This is a genomic window from Nonomuraea sp. NPDC052265, assembly GCF_044547985.1.
In the GTDB taxonomy this organism is placed as follows: Bacteria; Actinomycetota; Actinomycetes; order Streptosporangiales; family Streptosporangiaceae; genus Nonomuraea.
This window is the reverse complement of sequence record NZ_JBIUBJ010000006.1, coordinates 62,791-79,322: the sequence shown is the minus strand read 5'-3', so window position 1 is coordinate 79,322 and position 16,532 is coordinate 62,791. Positions and strand designations below refer to the sequence as shown.

The window sequence follows — 16,532 nt, the reverse complement described above, 5'->3', positions numbered from 1 at the left end:
GCAGGCCACCACAACGTGGAAGTCCTCCACCGATCCGGCCCAAGACGAACTTCGCCGCCGGCTCACCGATCAGAAGCTGGACCGGTTGCCTGGCCAAGGTCGCGTGACGGCCACCAGCGCTCAGCGTCGTGGTCGCGGCGTGGTTGCGATGCCGGCCCCGCTCAGCCTCGCGCGCCTATTCGTCCACATTCGGATAGTTCGACTTGCGCGCCAGCCACCACCAGCCGTCACCCAGCCGGCTGCACCACCAGTAATCGTCGAACGTGGTCGCGGTGAGATCACAAGGACTTACCCGCGCGGCGTCAGGCCGGTCATAGATGTAGAGGAACATGTTCTCCGACACTTCCTCGTTCGACAGGCCCATCGTGAGAACACGTCCGGGGTAAAGCTCGATCGGCACATCCTGCGTACTGAGATGATCAAAGTGCAGGACATCGAACTCATCAGGCAGATGCACCCAACCACCCGAAGGCGTGTCCGCCGACAGCTTCCTGTCCTTGGCCAGCTGGGCCAGCGCGGCGAACTTGCCGTGATGGACCGCGAACCACGTACGCCCGAAGATCCCGTTCCAGGGCAGCACCACAACGGCGGCACACAGGACGACCGTCGCACCGGCCGCGGCATAACCGCGGATGTCACCGCGGCGGCGTATGAGTCTCTGCGCCCACCACGACGTGGAGAGCACGGCCACGACGAACGCGATCCCAAGGATCAGCTGCTCGATGATCCGATCGTAGTACTCCAGCCACAGCAGATACCGTCCGGCCACGACCACTGGCCAGCTCGCCGCCATGGTCGCGGTCAACGCATGCGATCGTTTCCCGATGACGCCTCCAGACCCGATCGGCGAGCACTGCTCCACATGAGGGCGGCCTCCCGCCAACCCGTGAATCCAACCCGCGAACTGCAACCGGCCGCATCAAACGGGACACCGCACAACCCGCGGTCCTCGGCGACGTGACAGACCTTGCACGTCGCTGTCGGTGAGGTGCAACGGACGTCCAGCGCCGGCAGTCACTCAAGCTTCGGTGAGACACCGTAGTGGTCATCAACCTTCGATGACAATGCTCAGTCTTCGCTGCGACAGGACAAGAGCCGGCGCGCCCGATGCTCCGGCGACTTCTGATCCACCGGGAATTTCCTGTTACCAAGCGGTAACTACTGTGAAACGTTCACACGTACGAGCCATCCAGAGCGATCTCCACGCGGGCAAAACTCCAGACGGGAACGCGTTCTGCCGGAAACGCCCGCTCGGCGGCAAGTGATGCCTGTTGACGCCGGGCCCGACCGTCAGATGTACTCCGCGACAACTCCTCGACACAAGTGGGCAGGCAGCTTGCAAAGATCAATGTTAGCGCTAACACCCCAAGAGCCGTAACTCCGCCCCTGACAACCACCGGTGGCCTCCAGGAAGGCCGGGCCCCCTGCGTACGCGACCTGCCACGGCCCCTCACCCCCCGATCCCCAAGGAGCTCCGCATGTCCTTGAGCCGTCGTCAGCTCTTCCAGGCCACGGGCGCGACCGCCGCGCTCACGGTCGTCGGCCAGGCAGCCGGCGCATCACCCGCCCTGGCCGCACTCCCCCAGGCCAGACCCGACATCGGCGTCTCGGCCTACGAGTTCGACCTCGGCCAGGTCCGCCTGACCTCCGGACGCCTGCTGGACAACCAGAACCGCGCTCTCGCCTACTTACGCTACGTCGACGTCGACCGGCTGCTCTACGTCTTCCGGGCCAACCACCGGCTGTCGACCGGCGGCGCGGCGGCCAACGGCGGCTGGGACGCGCCCGGCTTCCCGTTCCGATCACACGTTCAGGGCCATTTCCTGACGGCCTGGGCGCAGGCCTACGCCGTGCTCGGCGACACCACCTGCCGGGACAAGGCCACCTACATGGTGGCCGAACTGGCCAAATGCCAGGCCAACAACGGCGCCGCCGGATTCACCGCCGGCTATCTGTCCGGCTTCCCCGAATCGGACATCACGGCACTGGAGAACCGAACCCTGAGCAACGGCAACGTGCCCTACTACTGCCTCCACAAGACCCTGGCCGGACTGCTGGACGTCTGGCGGCAGACCGGCAACACCCAGGCCAGGACCGTGCTGCTGGCCCTGGCCGGATGGGTGGACGCCCGTACGTCGCGGCTCACCTCCAGCCAGACGCAGGCCATGCTCGGCACCGAGTTCGGCGGCATGAACGCCGTGCTGACGGACCTGTACCAGGCGACCGGCGACTCCCGCTGGCTGGCCACGGCCCAGCGGTTCGACCACGCGGCCGCCTTCAACCCGCTCGCCGCCGGCCAGGACCAGCTCAACGGCCTGCACGCCAACACCCAGGTGCCCAAGTGGATCGGAGCGGCCCGCGAGTACAAGGCGACGGGCGCCACCCGGTACCGCGACATCGCCGCCAACGCCTGGTCCATCACGGTCGGCGCGCACACGTACGTGAACGGCTCCAACAGCCAGGCCGAGCACTTCCGCGCCCCCGGCGCGATCGCCTCCTACCTGACCAGGGACACCGGCGAGGCGTGCAACACCTACAACATGCTCAAGCTGACCCGGGAGCTGTGGCTGCTGTCCCCGAACCGGGCCGACTACTTCGACTACTACGAGAACGCCCTGCTCAACCACCTGCTCGGCCAGCAGAACCCGGCGGACGCCCATGGGCACGTCACCTACTTCACCCCGCTCAACCCCGGCGGACGGCGAGGCGTCGGCCCGGCCTGGGGCGGCGGCACCTGGAGCACGGACTACGGCTCGTTCTGGTGCTGCCAGGGCACCGGGATCGAGACCAACACCAAGCTGACCGACTCGATCTATTTCCACAACGGCACCACGCTGTACGTGAACCTGTTCGTGCCCTCCACCCTCGACTGGAGCGCGCGCGGCATCACGATCACCCAGACCACCTCCTACCCGGCCGGCGACACCACGTCGCTGCAGGTCACCGGGAACGCGAGCGGATCGTGGACGATGCGCGTCCGCATCCCGGCCTGGACCCAGGGCGCGACGATCAGCGTCAACGGGGTCCAGCAGAACATCGCGACCACGCCGGGCAGCTACGCCGACCTCACCCGGACGTGGTCCTCCGGCGACACCGTCACCGCGCGCCTGCCCATGCGGGTGATCATGAAGGCCGCTGATGACAACCCCGGCGTGCAGGCCGTCACCTACGGTCCGGTCGTGTTGTCGGGCGACTACGGCGACACCGGCCTGTCGTCGGCCCCGGCCCTGAACCCCTCGTCGATCACCCGGACCAGCACCTCCTCCCTGACCTTCACGGCCACGGCGGACGGCGCGCCGGTGCGGCTCGGGCCGTTCCACGAGGCGTACGACCACAACTACGTCGTCTACTGGAACACCCAGGGCGCCGCCGCCACGGCGAGCTTCCGGCTGGTCAACGCGGCCAGCGGGCTCGTTCTCGGCATCCAGAACATGTCCACCGCCGACGGCGGCCCCGCCCTCCAGTGGACCGACAACGGCACCGCCGACCACGACTGGGTCCCGGTCGCGGACGGCAACGCCCTGCGGTTCCGCAACGTGCACAGCGGCAAGGTGCTCGGCGTCGAGAACATGTCGGCCGCCGACAACGCCCGGGTGCTCCAGTGGGGCGACACCGGCACCGCCGACCACCGCTGGACGGTCACCGACGTCGGCGACGGCTCGGTCAAGATCCGCAACGTCAACAGCTCCAAGCTGCTCGGCGTCCAGAACGGCTCGACCGCCAACGGCGCCCAGGTGGTCCAGGTCCCCGACGACGGCAGCCCGGACAACCAGTGGCGGTTCGTGCCGAACGGCGCGCGGCGCATCCAGAACGTGGGCACCGGGATGGTGCTCGGCGTCACCGGCATGTCCACGACCGACGGCGCGCTCGTCGTCCAGTGGGGTGACACCGGCACCGCCGACCACCTGTGGACCGCGATCGTCGACACCGGCGGCCACCTGCGGCTGCGCAACTCCAACAGCCAGAAGGTGCTCGGCGTGGAGAACATGGGCACCGCCGCCGGGTCGCGTGTCGTGCAGTGGACGGACAACGGCACCGCCGACCATCGCTGGCGGCTGCGCCACGGGTCGGGTGCCGCCTTCCGCGTCCAGTGCGCCAACGGCGGCCGGGTCCTCGGGGTGGCAGGCACATCCCAGGGCGCGCAGGTCGTGCTCGCCGACGACGACGGCTCGAACGACAATCTCTGGAGGTTCATGTGAGGCGCGTCCTCGCGGCTCTGTCGGCCCTGCTTCTCGTGGTCGTGGCACTCACCGCTCAGGAGGCGTCGGCCGCGACGGTCGACACCGGCATCTGGTACGTCCTGGTCAACCGCAACAGCGGCAAGGCCCTGGACGTCTACAACCTGTCCACCGCCGACGGCGGCCGCATCACCCAGTGGACCAGGAACAACCAGAACCAGCAGCAATGGCAGTTCGTCGACTCCGGCGGCGGCTACTACCGGATCAAGTCCCGCCACTCCGGCAAGGTCCTGGACGTCTACAACTTCTCCACCGCCAACGGCGGCGCCGTCGTCCAGTGGGCCGACGGCAACGGCACCAACCAGCAGTGGAAACTCGCCGACAGCCCCGACGGCCACGTACGCCTGATCAACCGCAACAGCGGCAAGGCCCTGGAGGTCCAGGGCGCCTCCACCGCCGACGGCGCCAACATCGTCCAGTACGACGACTGGGGCGGCGCCAACCAGCAATGGCAGCTCGTCCCGGTCACCGGCGACGGCGGCTACACCAACCCGGTCGTCTGGCAGGACTTCGCCGACGGCGACATCATCCGCGTCGGCGACGCCTACTACTACTCGGCCTCGACCATGCACTACTCGCCCGGCGCGCCGATCCTGCGCTCCTACAACCTGGTCGACTGGGAGTACGCCGGGCATTCGGTGCCGCGGCTCGACTTCGGCTCCGGCGCCTACGACCTCAACGGCGGCCGGGCGTACGTCAAGGGCATCTGGGCCTCGACCCTGAACTACCGGCCCAGCAACAGCACCTACTACTGGATGGGCTGCGTCGAGTTCAACCGGACCTACGTCTACACCGCCTCCGCCGTGGACGGCACGTGGACCAAGCGCTCACAGATCAACAACTGCTACTACGACGCCGGCCTGCTGATCGACTCCGACGACACCATGTACGTCGCCTACGGCAACAGCGCCATCAGCGTGGCCCAGCTCTCGGCCGACGGCCTCAGCCAGGTACGCACCCAGCAGGTGTTCCAGACTCCGAGCAACGTCGGCACCCTGGAAGGCTCCCGCTTCTACAAGCGCAACGGCTACTACTACATCTGGCTGACCCGCCCCGCCAACGGCCAGTACGTGCTCCGCTCCACCTCGCCGTGGGGCCCGTACGAGATGCGCCAGGTCCTGCTCAACCTGCCCGGCCCGATCTCCGGCGGCGGCGTCCCGCACCAGGGCGGGCTCGTCCAGACCCAGAACGGCGACTGGTACTACATGGCGTTCGTCGACGCCTACCCCGGCGGACGCGTCCCGGCGCTCGCACCGATCACCTGGACCGGCGACTGGCCGACCGTGCAGACCGTCAACGGAGGCTGGGGAGCCACCTACCCCAAGCCGAACATCCAGACCAGCCGCACCGTGTCGTCCATGACCGGCCCGGACACCTTCACCTCAGTCGCGCTCGGCCCTCGCTGGGAGTGGAACCACAACCCCGACACCGGCCGCTTCTCCACCGGCAACGGCCTGCGCCTGCAGACCGCGACCGTCACAGGCGACCTCTACAACGCCCGCAACACGCTGACCCACCGCATCCAGGGCCCGTCCTCCACGGCGACGATCGAGCTCGACTACTCCCAGATGGTCAACGGCGACCGCTCAGGGCTGGCGATGCTGCGCGACCAGTCGGCCTGGATCGGCGTCAAACGCGACAACGGCGTCAACCGGGTCGTGATGACCAACGGCCTGACCATGAACGGCTCTTGGCAGACCACCGGCACCGGCACCGAGGCGGCGGGCGCGAACATCTCGGGCGGCCGGATCTGGCTACGGGTCAACGCCGACATCCGGCCCGGCTCCGGCAGGCAGGCCCGCTTCTCCTACAGCACCGACGGGAGCACCTTCACGAGCCTCGGCCCGGCCTTCACGTTGAACAACGCCTGGCAGTTCTTCATGGGCTACCGCTTCGGGATCTTCAACTACGCCACCCAGTCCCTGGGCGGCGCGGTCACCGTACGCCGCTTCGACCTCACCACCCCCTGACCGAAAGGCGCAGACGTGAGATTCAGATTCCTGACCGTCCTGGCGACGGTGGCCACCTTACTGGCGAGCCAGTTCGTCGCCACACAGCCCGCCGACGCGGCCACCGTCGACACCAACGCCTGGTACGTCCTGGTCAACCGCAACAGCGGCAAGGCCCTGGACGTCTACAACCTGTCCACCGCCGACGGCGGCCGCATCACCCAATGGACCAGGAACAACCAGAACCAGCAGCAATGGCAGTTCGTCGACTCCGGCGGCGGCTACTACCGGATCAAGTCCCGCCACTCCGGCAAGGTCCTGGACGTCTACAACTTCTCCACCGCCAACGGCGGCGCCATCGTGCAATGGGCCGACCTCAACGGCAACAACCAGCAGTGGCGGCTGACCGACAGCTCCGACGGCCACGTACGCCTGATCAACCGCAACAGCGGCAAGGCCCTGGAGGTCCAGGGCGCCTCCACCGCCGACGGCGCCAACATCGTCCAGTACGACGACTGGGGCGGCGCCAACCAGCAATGGCAGCTCGTCAAGGTCGACGGCGGCACCCAGAACCCGGGATGCGATCTTCCGTCGGCGTACCGCTGGAGCTCGACCGGCGCGCTGGCGACCCCGAAGTCCGGCTGGGTCTCCCTCAAGGACTTCACCGTCGCCCCCTACAACGGCAGGCACCTCGTCTACGCCACCACCCACGACACCGGGACGAAGTGGGGCTCGATGAACTTCAGCCCCTTCACCAACTGGTCCGACATGGCCTCGGCGAGCCAGAACGCCATGTCCTCGGGCACCGTCGCGCCCACACTGTTCTACTTCGCCCCGAAGAACATCTGGGTACTCGCCTACCAGTGGGGCGGAACCGCCTTCTCCTACCGCACCTCCAGCGACCCCACCAACCCCAACGGCTGGTCAGCCCAGCAGACACTGTTCTCCGGCAGCATCTCCGGCTCCGGCACCGGCCCCATCGACCAGACCCTCATCGGCGACGACACGACCATGTACCTGTTCTTCGCCGGCGACAACGGCAAGATCTACCGGGCCACCATGCCCATCGGGAACTTCCCCGGCAGCTTCGGCACCACCTCGACCGTGGTCATGAGCGACACGACGAACAACCTGTTCGAAGCCGTCCAGGTCTACAAACTCCAGGGCCAGAACCGCTACCTCATGCTCGTCGAGGCGATCGGCGCCCAGGGCCGCTACTTCCGCTCCTTCACCGCCACCAGCCTGAACGGCACATGGACACCACAAGCCGCCACCGAGGCCAACCCCTTCGCCGGCAAGGCCAACAGCGGCGCCACCTGGACCAACGACATCAGCCACGGCGAACTGATCCGCACCAGCGCCGACCAGACCTTCACCGTGGACCCCTGCAACCTCCAACTCCTCTACCAGGGACGCAGCCCCAGCTCCGGCGGCGACTACGGCCTCCTGCCCTACCGGCCGGGCCTCCTGACACTCCAGCGCTGAGCCTGCTGAGCGCGGGTTGATCGTCCCGCGCACATCGAGACGGCCTTGAGCGATCACGCCCGGTACCGAGCCACCGGTGATCGCTCAAGGCCGTGGGGCGCCTCAGCCGGCGGCCACCCCGGGCGGCGCCCCCAGGACCGGCGGCCTCACCACACGCGGGCGGGCCGCGGATGCGCGGGAACGACGCACCCGCCCCCTCCTCCAGCCCGGTCATGACTCCTGTCATGTGGAGCCGATGACAGCCGGGACTTCTTCATCGGCGGGCCGGACGGCATGACCATGGTTCCCGGCTCCCCGGATGCCCCCGGAGATGATCCGGAACGAATCAGGGCGGCGTGCCGCCCGAGGCGCCTTCGGGTGAGGCCCGCTTCCAGGTGGGAGATGCTCAGCCCGTCGGTGGAGAGTTCTTCGTTCCGATGTCTGGCCGGTCCGCCGCACCTCTGGGATGATCTCGAAGGTCTGTTCCCACTGAGCCAAGGGGCCCTGCTTGAACACCGGACGGCCCCCGACCACGGACCTGCGCGAGCACTACCGGCGACTGAGGGACAGCACGCAGTGGCTCGACGTGGGCATGTGCTGGACGGTGGTGGTCCCCGACGACGGGCGAGCGTTCACCTTGGACCAGGTCGCCACCCGGCTCGCCGGGACCGCGCGCTACCGACTGCATGAGCCGGCGACGCTCGACGCCATCGGGCCACCCGAACATGACGCCTACCCCGTGCTCGTCGGCCGGTTCGGCTCGGCCACCGTTCTGTTCGAGTGGGACCGCCTCGGGACGGACCCCGCCGTGCTCCGGCGGCTCAGTGAGGGAGCACGCGTCTACAGCGCCTGGTGGAACGTCAACGCCAACAACCTGCTGAGCTTCGCGGCCGGAGGTGAGCACCTCCTGGCGATCGACGCACTCTTCCCCGGGCGCCAGGAAAACCATGCCGGTCTGGAACGATGGCCCGAACTGCAGGCGATGACGGACTTCTTCACCGCGCCGCACCCCAGTTTCGAGACCGCCCTGCGCCCCCACCGCCTCCTCGCCGCCGTCGAGCGGTCCGCAGCCGGTGGGATCGTCCAGAAAATCTCCTGACCCGCCCGGCGCGGACGCACACCGGCGCCGGTGGGGGCAGGGCGGCATGAGCCTCAGACGGAGTGGCGCAGTTCCAGCAGACCTTCGGCGATCCTCGCCACGCCCTCGGCGATCACGTGTTCGTCCGCGGTGAGGCTGATCCGGAAACAGCGATTGGCGTGGGGCGCCGCCGAGGCGGTCGACATCGGCTTGCCGAAGAAGTGGCGACCGGGGACGACGAAGACCTTCTTGGTCTTCATCAGCCGATAGAGGGCCATGTCATCGAACCAGTCGTGGTCGATCCACAACCAGCAGAACATCCCGCCCTCTCCCGCGTGCAGCCGCCAGTTGACGGAATCCGGCAGGAGATCGGCCAGCAGGCGCTCGGCGTAGAGGCGACGGGCTCGGTAGAACGGGCTGATCACCGAGGTGGCGAGCCGGTCCAGCAACCCTGAGGACAGCGCCCTGGCCGCCACCGCCTGCATGAGCTGCGGAGCGTGCAGGACGGAGTTGGCCATGAACGACACCATCGCCCGGATGTATCGGGACGGCCCGATCGCGAAGCCGATGCGTTCGGCAGGCAGGCCCGCCTTGGACAGGGTGAAGCAGTTGATCAGGTGTTCGTCCCACTGCGGCGCCACCCGGGAGGCGGCGACGCGGGGGAAGGGGGTGCCGTAGGCGTGGTCGACGATCAGCGGCACGTCACGGCGCCGTGCCACGTCGATCAGCCGGGCGAGCTCGTCGCCGTCGATGCTACGGCCGGTCGGATTGCTCGGGCTGGACAGGAGAAGCATGCCGATCTCGGGGCATCGTTCCAGCGCCTCGAAGTCGAAGGCGTAGCGAAAGGACCTGTCGCCTGTCAGCTCGACCTCGGGGGCGATGCCGGTCACGCCGTCGGGGTCCGTGGACAATCCCAGGTAGCCCGGGTAGTCCGGTGTCATGGGCAGGACCAGCCGCTGGAACGAGCCGTCCGCGACCTGGCCGGCGAACAGCGCGGTGGCGATGAAGAAGAGCATCTGGCTGCCCGGTCCCACCACGACGTTGTCCGCTGTCAGGTCCCAGCCGTAGTGGGCGTTGAAGTACGCGACGATCTCCTCGACCATGGCGGGCATGCCGCGCGAAGGTCCGTACCGGCTGCTCGTCCAGGCGAAATCCTCTGCCACGACCGTTGCGGTCAGGTCCTTCCAGGCGTCTATGACCTCTTTGATCTGGGCGGGGTTGCCGATGCTCAGGTTCAGCCAATCCGATGCTCCAGAGGCGGTGGAGGTCGCGACGTCCTCCATGATGCTGCGCAGGCCTGACATGTCGGACATCTTCTGGCCGCTCCGCGATAACTTCATTCTTGCGTGTCCCTTCTCGGGGCCGGCCAGACACCGGCGCATATCCCCGGTTTCTCGTGGTCACGTGAGTCCACCGCATTCGCCGTCGCCGCACAAGGCGGTGACGGCGTGCGCCGGCAGGTTCGTGGTCTTGTGACAGGAGGCCGGGTCGCAACACTCCGCCGTACGGACCAGGCACGCGAATCACGGCGGACGGGGACGGCCGGATATGGCAAGGGCGAGCCGGACGCGAACCACTGGGCCGAGTCGACTACGAGATCCCCGACCCATCTGATCACCGCCCGGTGCGCCTGTTGATCAGGGGATGTACACCTCGTAGTAGAAGCCCGGCAGATAAGGGCCACCTCCGCGGAACCAATGACAGTAGACGAGCCCCGTGTACTGACCGGTCTGTGCGGCGTCCTCGAAGGCGAGATCGCAGGCGGCCAGCGTCTGGTAGGGGCCCTGTAGGTACCAGTCCGGTGTCGGCCAGCCCACGGCGGTCACCGACTCGGCGGTCTGAGCGGCGGCGAAGGCGGGTGCGGCCCCAGCCAGAACACCGACGCTTCGTCAGGCATCCGGCGTAGACGCCCTTCTCCGCCAGCGCCGCGTTGAGCGTCACGGCGTAGTTGCGCAGCGCCGCCGACGACAACGCCAGACCGCCGAGTGCGGGCATCGGCAGGACGGCGCTCAGCCCGCCGGCGAACAGCAGGCCGCCCTCTCCTCTCTCGATCATCCCGGGCAGCACACTGCCGACCGCGTCGATCGCCGGGTACACCATGTCCATCGCCTCCCGGGTGTCCGCGGCGGTGGTTTCGGTGATCGACCGGCGGGGCGCGTCCAGGTCGGTGGACGCGGCCCCGTAATAGAGCACGTCGATCCCGCCGAACCGCTCGGTGACGGCGTCCAGCGCGGCGAGCAACCTGTCGCGGTCGCGCACGTCGGCGGCGAAGGACGCGGCCTTCCCCACCCGCGAGTCACTCCTCGGCGCGGTGCTGCCCCAGCGGCTCGCCGCCCTTGACGACATCATCACGACGGCGCCGGCCGACCCCGACCCCTGGGCGGGGTTCGTCGGCTTCCTCGAAGGGCTGTTCACCCTGCACGCCGAGGACCACAGCCTCAACGACGCCCTGGCCGAGAGCTTCTCGCCCAGGGATCGGCCCGGCGTGCGGGCCGATCCCTCATGTAGACCCCGGCCACCGCAAAAAGGAATCGGCCCCTCCCAGAAGGCAGTGCGTCTTGGATACTGGTGCCGAGGAGGGGAACATGACCGCTGTCAGGCGTCTGGTGACGTTCGTCGACGTCGACGACCAGGCGGCCGAGACCGTCACGGTCTCGGCGCGTCACGAGGCGGAACTCCTCGACGGGACGCGGGTGCTGCTCCTGGACGACCGGGGGTGGAGCTCTTCCCAGCGCTGGGCCGCGACGTCGGCATCCGAGATGCAGGAGACGGCGCGGGTGGTGGTCGGGCCCGACGAGCCGTTCAGCGGCCGTTCCGCGCAGGACATGGAGGCAGACCATTGGGCCGCGCTGCAGCAGATCGCTCAACGGCAGGGGGTCACTGCCGACGCGGCCGAACTCAGGCGGCTGCCGCACGACGTGGTGCTCAGCCGGCAGGTGCTCACGCGCATCGGCGGCACCCCGGACACCGGCCCCACGACCGGCGAGAACGTCTGACACCGCGCTGTCGCGCCGCCGAGCACCAGGACGACCGCCCCCCTACGTGGCCCCGAGCGGCCCAGGACGTCCGCGTAACGGCGACAGACGGACGGGGTTCAGCCTGATCTGGCCGCAGCCGGTTGCCCGCAGGGTCCGCGACCCCGGGTCGATGGCGGGAATGAGCAATCGGCCCACCGCCTTTACAACGTAGATTATTTAGCAGCTTCACAGGCCGATGTTGGTCTTGGCGCCCATGTAGCTTCCAGCTCCCGGCCATCCGGCCTGGGCCAGTTCGACGAATCGGTCGGTGAACCCGAGCTCGGGCAGCTCGGTCAGGGGTACGAACTTCACGCCGCGGATCGGGGTGGTGTCGGCGCCCGCCGCGGTGGCGCCGACGGTGCCGCCGGTGCGGGTGGCCTCGAACGTCATGTGCAGGACGTGGGTGTCGCCGCCGGGCAGGTGGTCGCACACGTAGAGCAGCCGGCCCACGCCGACCTCGACACCGGTCTCCTCGCGCATCTCCCGCATGAGCGCGTGGCCGATGGGCTCGCCCGGTTCGACCTTTCCGCCGGGCAGGGACCACGAGCGGCCGGAGTCGGCGTCCTGGTCGAGAAGGAGGATCCGGCCGTCCTCGATGACCACGCCGGTGACTCGTACCTGCATCACCTGCGCACGGTACCTCGGCTGCCGGGGCCGGGCGGGGGACGCGCCATCCGCCCAAGGAGTGGCTGCCGATGGAGGGCAGGCCCGGGATCGTACGGCTGCTGGAGGGGATCTGCTGCTCTCACGGCGGGAAGGCCGGCGCGGGTGGTGGACGCGAACGCAGGGACCGCTCGCCGCGTCCACCACTGACGGGGGCTACACACCGGAACAATAACATGTACAGTCAGTAGGGAATGTGGATTATGGCCGCGGGCCGCCGGCACGTGACAGGAGGACTTCCCCCATGAGCGTCACCGACCAGCTGATCGCCAACTCCGAACGCTACGCCGCCGCCTTCGACTCCGGCGACCTGCCGCTGCCGCCCGCCCGGGGCGTGGCCGTGGTGGCCTGCACGGACGCCCGGCTCAACGTCTACGGCCTGCTCGGGCTGCGCGAGGGCGACGCGCACGTGATCCGCAACGCCGGCGGCGTCGTCACCGCGGGCGAACGTCGCAGCCTGGCCATCAGCCAGCGCCTCCTGGGCACCCGCGAGATCATCCTCATCCACCACACCGACTGCGGCATGCTGACGTTCACCGACGACGGCTTCAAGAACGCCATCTACCAGGACGTCGGCGTCAAGCCCGACTGGTCCGCCGAGGCGTTCCAGGACCTGGAGGCGGACGTGCGCCAGTCGGTCGGACGCATCCAGGCCGACCCGTTCATCCCGTACAAGGACTCCGTCCGCGGGTTCGTCTACGACGTCGCCACGGGCCGGTTGAACGAGGTCAAGCCGGACGCCGCGGGAGTAGCCGGCGACTGACGACCGCCCCCTCTTCGACCACTGCCGCGTCACTGTGGCGGCGGGGCGATCGGATGCGGGTCCGCACCGGCGCGCGCTTTCCGGCGGCCGGAGAGGGTGGGAAATGTTCGGAATGGGGATGCGGTCGCTAAGGCTGCTCGCCGGAACGGCCCTCACGATCCGTGGTGGCTGCTCACCCAGTTCGCGTCCACCGGCTCGCGGGGCGGGCGGGCCGGCGAGCGCCGCAGTCGGTCTTCTACTCGTAGACCTCGCTCCGGTTGTTGACGATCTCGTCCAGCAGGGCGGTGGTGTCGGAGTACCGGCCCGCTGTCGTGCTGTTGAGCGGCTCGGTGAGGGTCGCGAAGGCGTACCTCACCGCTTCACCGACCGTACGCACCCCAAGTCCGCGGGAGAGCGCGGAGTCGATGCGGGTGGAGGCGTTGATCTGCCGCGCGGCCAGGTCCAGCAGCGTCGCCAGGAGCTGGAACCGCACCGGGCCCGGTTGCGGGCCACCCGCGTTCAGGACGGCTCCCGCCTCGGAGTTGTCCAGTTCCCCGTCGGCGGAGGCGTCGAACCGCTGATCGGTGGCTTGGACCCGGGCCAGTAGCTCCCAGGTACGAGCCTGCGGGTGGGTCTTCCAGTAGCCGTGCTAGCGCGGATCACGCGTCGGCGCGACCTCGGTGACCGTGGTGCTCGCGGAGGCGGTGACCGGGGGGAAGGTGCAGCCCTTGGCGTTGCCGTACACCACGGAGGCCGTGTCGGTCAGGCGCGCGCCGGCCGTGTGCAGCAGGCCGGGTCTCGCCGTGAACCGCACGGCCAGCTCCTTGCCGCCGGCCAGGGCCTCCTGCGACCAGGTCAGGGTGGTCGTCCCGTCCGGGTTGCGCGTGACCTTGCTCGGCCTGGGACCGGGTCCCCGGTCCAGGGCCTGGCTGTAGTACACCTCGGCGGGCAGCGTGTCGGTGAGCGTCACCCCGGTGGCGGTGCCGCTGCCGACGTTGGCGACCCGGAGGTCGATCTTCATCTCCTCACCGGCGTTCACCGTGGCGGGCGCGGTCTTCTCCAGTGTGAGCCGGGGCGCGTGGACCCTGGTCGTGGCCTCAGCCGTGTTGTTGCCGGTGTTCGCCTCGGCCCCGCCTCCCTCGTCCGTCGCGGTCGCCGTCGCCTTGTTGGTCAGTACGGCCGCGTCGGCGGTTTCGCACGGGATCGCGTAGGTGAAGGTCTGCGTACTGATGCCTTCCTCCCCGAGGTAGGGCACCTGCCGCTTCTGGACCGGGCCGGTGGGCGGAGTGTCGGCGACCTCGATCGAGGCTGCCGTCCCCGAGCCGGTGTTCTCCAGCTTCACCTGGTAGGTGAGGGTGTCGCCGGGTTCGGCGTCCGCCTTGTCCACGCTCTTGGCGACCTCGACGTCGGGGTCGAAGCGGTTGAAGAAGGCCATCTCCTGCTGGATCACGGAGCTGAAGTCGAGCTCTCTGCCGCCGGAGCCGCCCGTCCCGGCGCAGGCCGGTGAACCGGCCGGGTAGTCGCTGCAGGCCCAGCCCCTGGCGTCCGGAGACCCGGGCCCCCTGAACCTGATCGCCGCCCAATCGTCGTGATCCTGCAAGGTGGTCAGCCCGTCCCTACCGTTGATGTTCTGGGGGATCCCCGCGGTCTCGAAGACGGGGGCGTTGGTGCCTGGGGTGGTGCTGTCGTTCCAGTTGAGCGGACCGTTGCCGCGTCCGGATCTGAGGAGCCGCGGCCCGGTGGGGGCCCGGCGGTTGTCGGTCCACCAGAAGGTGAAGTCGGTGCCGTCGGAGATCCCGTTGTTCTCCAGGAGGCCGCTCTCGACCAGCGGGGGCAGCCGTCCGTCCGAGAAGCCCAGCCGTACAGCGCCCTTCTGCCACTCGCGGAAGTGGTCGACCAGCAGCGGCGGCGGGCCGTTGGGGATGCCCGTCTGGAAGAAGTAGTTCATGACGCTGAGGTAGTTGGGCTTGTAGTGCTCGTTGGTGTTGCCGCCGTGGCGCAGGGCCAGTGCGTGCCCGAGCTCGTGCAGGAGGGTGCCGGCCTGGTCCACCTCGGTCCCGACCCTGGCGTCGGCGTCCCCCGTGCCGGGGGTGAGCACCTGAAGGTCCGTCGGGTGCCCGCTGGTCGAGTCGCAGCGGCCGTTGTCGCCGACGAGGATCTGGTCGCCGTCGATGACGTCGTCGCCTGAGCGGGTGGTCTGGAGCATGGCGTCCCCTCGGTAGTCGAGACCGAAGTCCGCGACGCAGATGAGCCTCCACGTGCCGAGGGTGACGATGAAGTCCTTGTTGTTGTCCCGGGTGGGCTCGCAGCACTCGCCGGAGCTGCCGGGGTCGTTGAAGGTGCTCCCGTTCTCGGTGCGGGTGAGGTCGTGAGCGAAGATCGTGTAGTGCGCGTAGGGCGCCAGCTCCGGCGGCAGGTCGGCGGCGCGGGCGGCGCGGAAGTCGGCGTTGTTCTCCAGCCCCATGAACCTCTGGTGCGGGATTCGCACGCCCGGCCTGTGGATGAAGCCGATGCCGTCTCGCCGGGTCCCTCCGGGATAAGGACAGGGGTTCGTCGCCTTGAGCGGGGACGCGTCGAGCACGTCGCGGACGAGCGTGACCGCGCCCGGTTTGATCTCGTGGGAGTGCCTGGTGGCCGGGGTGGCGTCGGCCATGAAGTCGGTCTGCAGGATCAGGTTCTTCCGGCACGGATCGGCGCCCATCGCGGGAAGGTCCGCGACCATCGTGCCCGTCCGGTCGCGGACGCCGTGGATCTCGACGGTGTCCGGGATGCCGTCCGCGTCGACGTCGTTGAGGACGCTGATGCCGAGCCGGGTGATCCTGCCGTCGTTGGCCAGCGGATATCCGTGGTCGCCGCCGCCCTCGACGCAGCTCTGCCCCTTCGGCAGGCCGTTGGAGTGCGTGCAGGGCCTGCCGTACACGAAGGAGTCGTCATCCCCGGTCAGGGCGCCCGTCCTGAAGTTGTAGACGAGGTTCAGTTCGAGGTCGTTGTCCTTGGGGCTGATGTCCATCCGGTCGTCCTCGGTGTTCAGCCCGGAGTCCCAGTCCCACATCGCCACCGTGATGTCCACGGTGTCCTTGTCGCCGGGCAGGCTCGCGTCGGTGAACACCCAGCCGTTCGGCGCCTCGGGCAGGCCCAGCGGCTCGAACTCGTCGTCCTCGATCCTCGGTCCGGTCTCCACCGGGCCGTCGCCGATCTGCACTCTGGGGAAGTAGTCCCCGTCCCCCAGGCCGCCGCCGTCCGGGTCCTCGACCTGGAAGAGGTAGTCGATGGAGAAGGTCAGCGAACGGTTCGGGGCCGCCGCCGCCGCGGACGGCATGGCCAGCGCGGGGGTGATGGATAGCAGCAGCGCTCCGAGCGTGCCGATCATCCACCCCCGGC

General features: G+C 68.7%; 13 protein-coding genes. 6 read left to right on the top strand and 7 right to left on the bottom strand.

Annotated elements, in window-relative coordinates; all coding sequences use genetic code 11:
• Nucleotides 1-175: 175 nt before the first annotated feature.
• On the bottom strand, nucleotides 176-805 hold the full coding sequence (locus ACIHAD_RS19915; protein ID WP_397355968.1) for a hypothetical protein: 630 nt from the start codon (nucleotides 803-805) through the stop codon (nucleotides 176-178).
• 673 nt (nucleotides 806-1,478) lie between these two features.
• On the opposite strand from ACIHAD_RS19915, the gene ACIHAD_RS19910 reads away from it, so the two are divergent.
• The 4 genes from ACIHAD_RS19910 (at nucleotide 1,479) to ACIHAD_RS19895 (ending at nucleotide 8,750) form a co-directional block, all read left to right on the top strand.
• Nucleotides 1,479-4,199 (top strand): beta-L-arabinofuranosidase domain-containing protein, encoded by a 2,721-nt coding sequence (locus ACIHAD_RS19910; RefSeq protein ID WP_397355967.1) that lies wholly within the window; start codon nucleotides 1,479-1,481, stop codon nucleotides 4,197-4,199.
• Entirely contained in the window at nucleotides 4,196-6,208 is a 2,013-nt protein-coding gene (locus ACIHAD_RS19905; protein ID WP_397355966.1) for an RICIN domain-containing protein, read from the top strand. Before ACIHAD_RS19910 ends, ACIHAD_RS19905 begins: the two co-directional genes overlap by 4 nt.
• Before the next feature lie 15 nt (nucleotides 6,209-6,223).
• A complete protein-coding gene (locus ACIHAD_RS19900; protein WP_397355965.1) occupies nucleotides 6,224-7,672 on the top strand; it encodes a non-reducing end alpha-L-arabinofuranosidase family hydrolase in 1,449 nt (482 codons plus the stop codon).
• A gap of 487 nt (nucleotides 7,673-8,159) precedes the next feature.
• Nucleotides 8,160-8,750 carry a hypothetical protein gene (locus ACIHAD_RS19895; RefSeq protein WP_397355964.1) on the top strand — a complete coding sequence of 197 codons (591 nt, stop codon included), beginning with the start codon at nucleotides 8,160-8,162 and terminating at the stop codon, nucleotides 8,748-8,750.
• A 53-nt stretch (nucleotides 8,751-8,803) separates the two neighbouring features.
• Here ACIHAD_RS19895 and ACIHAD_RS19890 read toward each other — a convergent pair whose 3' ends face one another.
• The 3 genes from ACIHAD_RS19890 to ACIHAD_RS19880 all read right to left on the bottom strand — a co-directional run bounded on the left by ACIHAD_RS19890 (nucleotide 8,804) and on the right by ACIHAD_RS19880 (nucleotide 11,163).
• A complete protein-coding gene (locus ACIHAD_RS19890) occupies nucleotides 8,804-10,069 on the bottom strand; it encodes a valine--pyruvate transaminase (protein WP_397355963.1) in 1,266 nt (421 codons plus the stop codon).
• Nucleotides 10,070-10,343: 274 nt separating this feature from the next.
• Nucleotides 10,344-11,075: an SDR family NAD(P)-dependent oxidoreductase gene (locus ACIHAD_RS19885; protein WP_397356370.1), complete on the bottom strand. Its 732-nt coding sequence runs from the start codon at nucleotides 11,073-11,075 to the stop codon at nucleotides 10,344-10,346.
• Nucleotides 11,026-11,163: a hypothetical protein gene (locus tag ACIHAD_RS19880; protein ID WP_397356374.1), complete on the bottom strand. Its 138-nt coding sequence runs from the start codon at nucleotides 11,161-11,163 to the stop codon at nucleotides 11,026-11,028. The genes ACIHAD_RS19885 and ACIHAD_RS19880 overlap by 50 nt, the downstream gene beginning before the upstream one ends.
• Nucleotides 11,164-11,314: 151 nt before the next feature.
• Here ACIHAD_RS19880 and ACIHAD_RS19875 point away from each other — a divergent pair, with 151 nt between their 5' ends.
• The gene (locus ACIHAD_RS19875) at nucleotides 11,315-11,725 is read left to right on the top strand and encodes a hypothetical protein (RefSeq protein ID WP_397355962.1); all 411 of its coding nucleotides are present in this window, start codon (nucleotides 11,315-11,317) and stop codon (nucleotides 11,723-11,725) included.
• Nucleotides 11,726-11,932: 207 nt separating this feature from the next.
• On the opposite strand, the gene ACIHAD_RS19870 is transcribed toward ACIHAD_RS19875, so the two are convergent.
• The gene (locus tag ACIHAD_RS19870) at nucleotides 11,933-12,370 is read right to left on the bottom strand and encodes an NUDIX domain-containing protein (protein ID WP_397356369.1); all 438 of its coding nucleotides are present in this window, start codon (nucleotides 12,368-12,370) and stop codon (nucleotides 11,933-11,935) included.
• Nucleotides 12,371-12,653: 283 nt separating this feature from the next.
• On the opposite strand from ACIHAD_RS19870, the gene ACIHAD_RS19865 reads away from it, so the two are divergent.
• On the top strand, nucleotides 12,654-13,172 hold the full coding sequence (locus ACIHAD_RS19865; RefSeq protein ID WP_397355961.1) for a beta-class carbonic anhydrase: 519 nt from the start codon (nucleotides 12,654-12,656) through the stop codon (nucleotides 13,170-13,172).
• A gap of 235 nt (nucleotides 13,173-13,407) precedes the next feature.
• On the opposite strand, the gene ACIHAD_RS19860 is transcribed toward ACIHAD_RS19865, so the two are convergent.
• Nucleotides 13,408-13,644 (bottom strand): hypothetical protein, encoded by a 237-nt coding sequence (locus ACIHAD_RS19860; RefSeq protein WP_397355959.1) that lies wholly within the window; start codon nucleotides 13,642-13,644, stop codon nucleotides 13,408-13,410.
• A 156-nt stretch (nucleotides 13,645-13,800) separates the two neighbouring features.
• Nucleotides 13,801-16,521, bottom strand: a complete 2,721-nt coding sequence (locus ACIHAD_RS19855) for a CARDB domain-containing protein (RefSeq protein ID WP_397355958.1) — start codon at nucleotides 16,519-16,521, stop codon at nucleotides 13,801-13,803.
• Nucleotides 16,522-16,532 lie beyond the last annotated feature (11 nt).

Excerpts from the sequence above, each read along its gene's own strand:
- ACIHAD_RS19910 (WP_397355967.1), top strand. The coding sequence starts at position 1,479 with ATGTCCTTGAGCCGTCGTCAGCTCTTCCAGGCCACGGGCGCGACCGCC.
- ACIHAD_RS19890 (WP_397355963.1), bottom strand. The coding sequence starts at position 10,069 with ATGAAGTTATCGCGGAGCGGCCAGAAGATGTCCGACATGTCAGGCCTG.
- ACIHAD_RS19885 (WP_397356370.1), bottom strand. The coding sequence starts at position 11,075 with ATGTCGTCAAGGGCGGCGAGCCGCTGGGGCAGCACCGCGCCGAGGAGT.
- ACIHAD_RS19875 (WP_397355962.1), top strand. The coding sequence starts at position 11,315 with ATGACCGCTGTCAGGCGTCTGGTGACGTTCGTCGACGTCGACGACCAG.
- ACIHAD_RS19870 (WP_397356369.1), bottom strand. The coding sequence starts at position 12,370 with ATGCAGGTACGAGTCACCGGCGTGGTCATCGAGGACGGCCGGATCCTC.
- ACIHAD_RS19865 (WP_397355961.1), top strand. The coding sequence starts at position 12,654 with ATGAGCGTCACCGACCAGCTGATCGCCAACTCCGAACGCTACGCCGCC.
- ACIHAD_RS19855 (WP_397355958.1), bottom strand. The coding sequence starts at position 16,521 with ATGATCGGCACGCTCGGAGCGCTGCTGCTATCCATCACCCCCGCGCTG.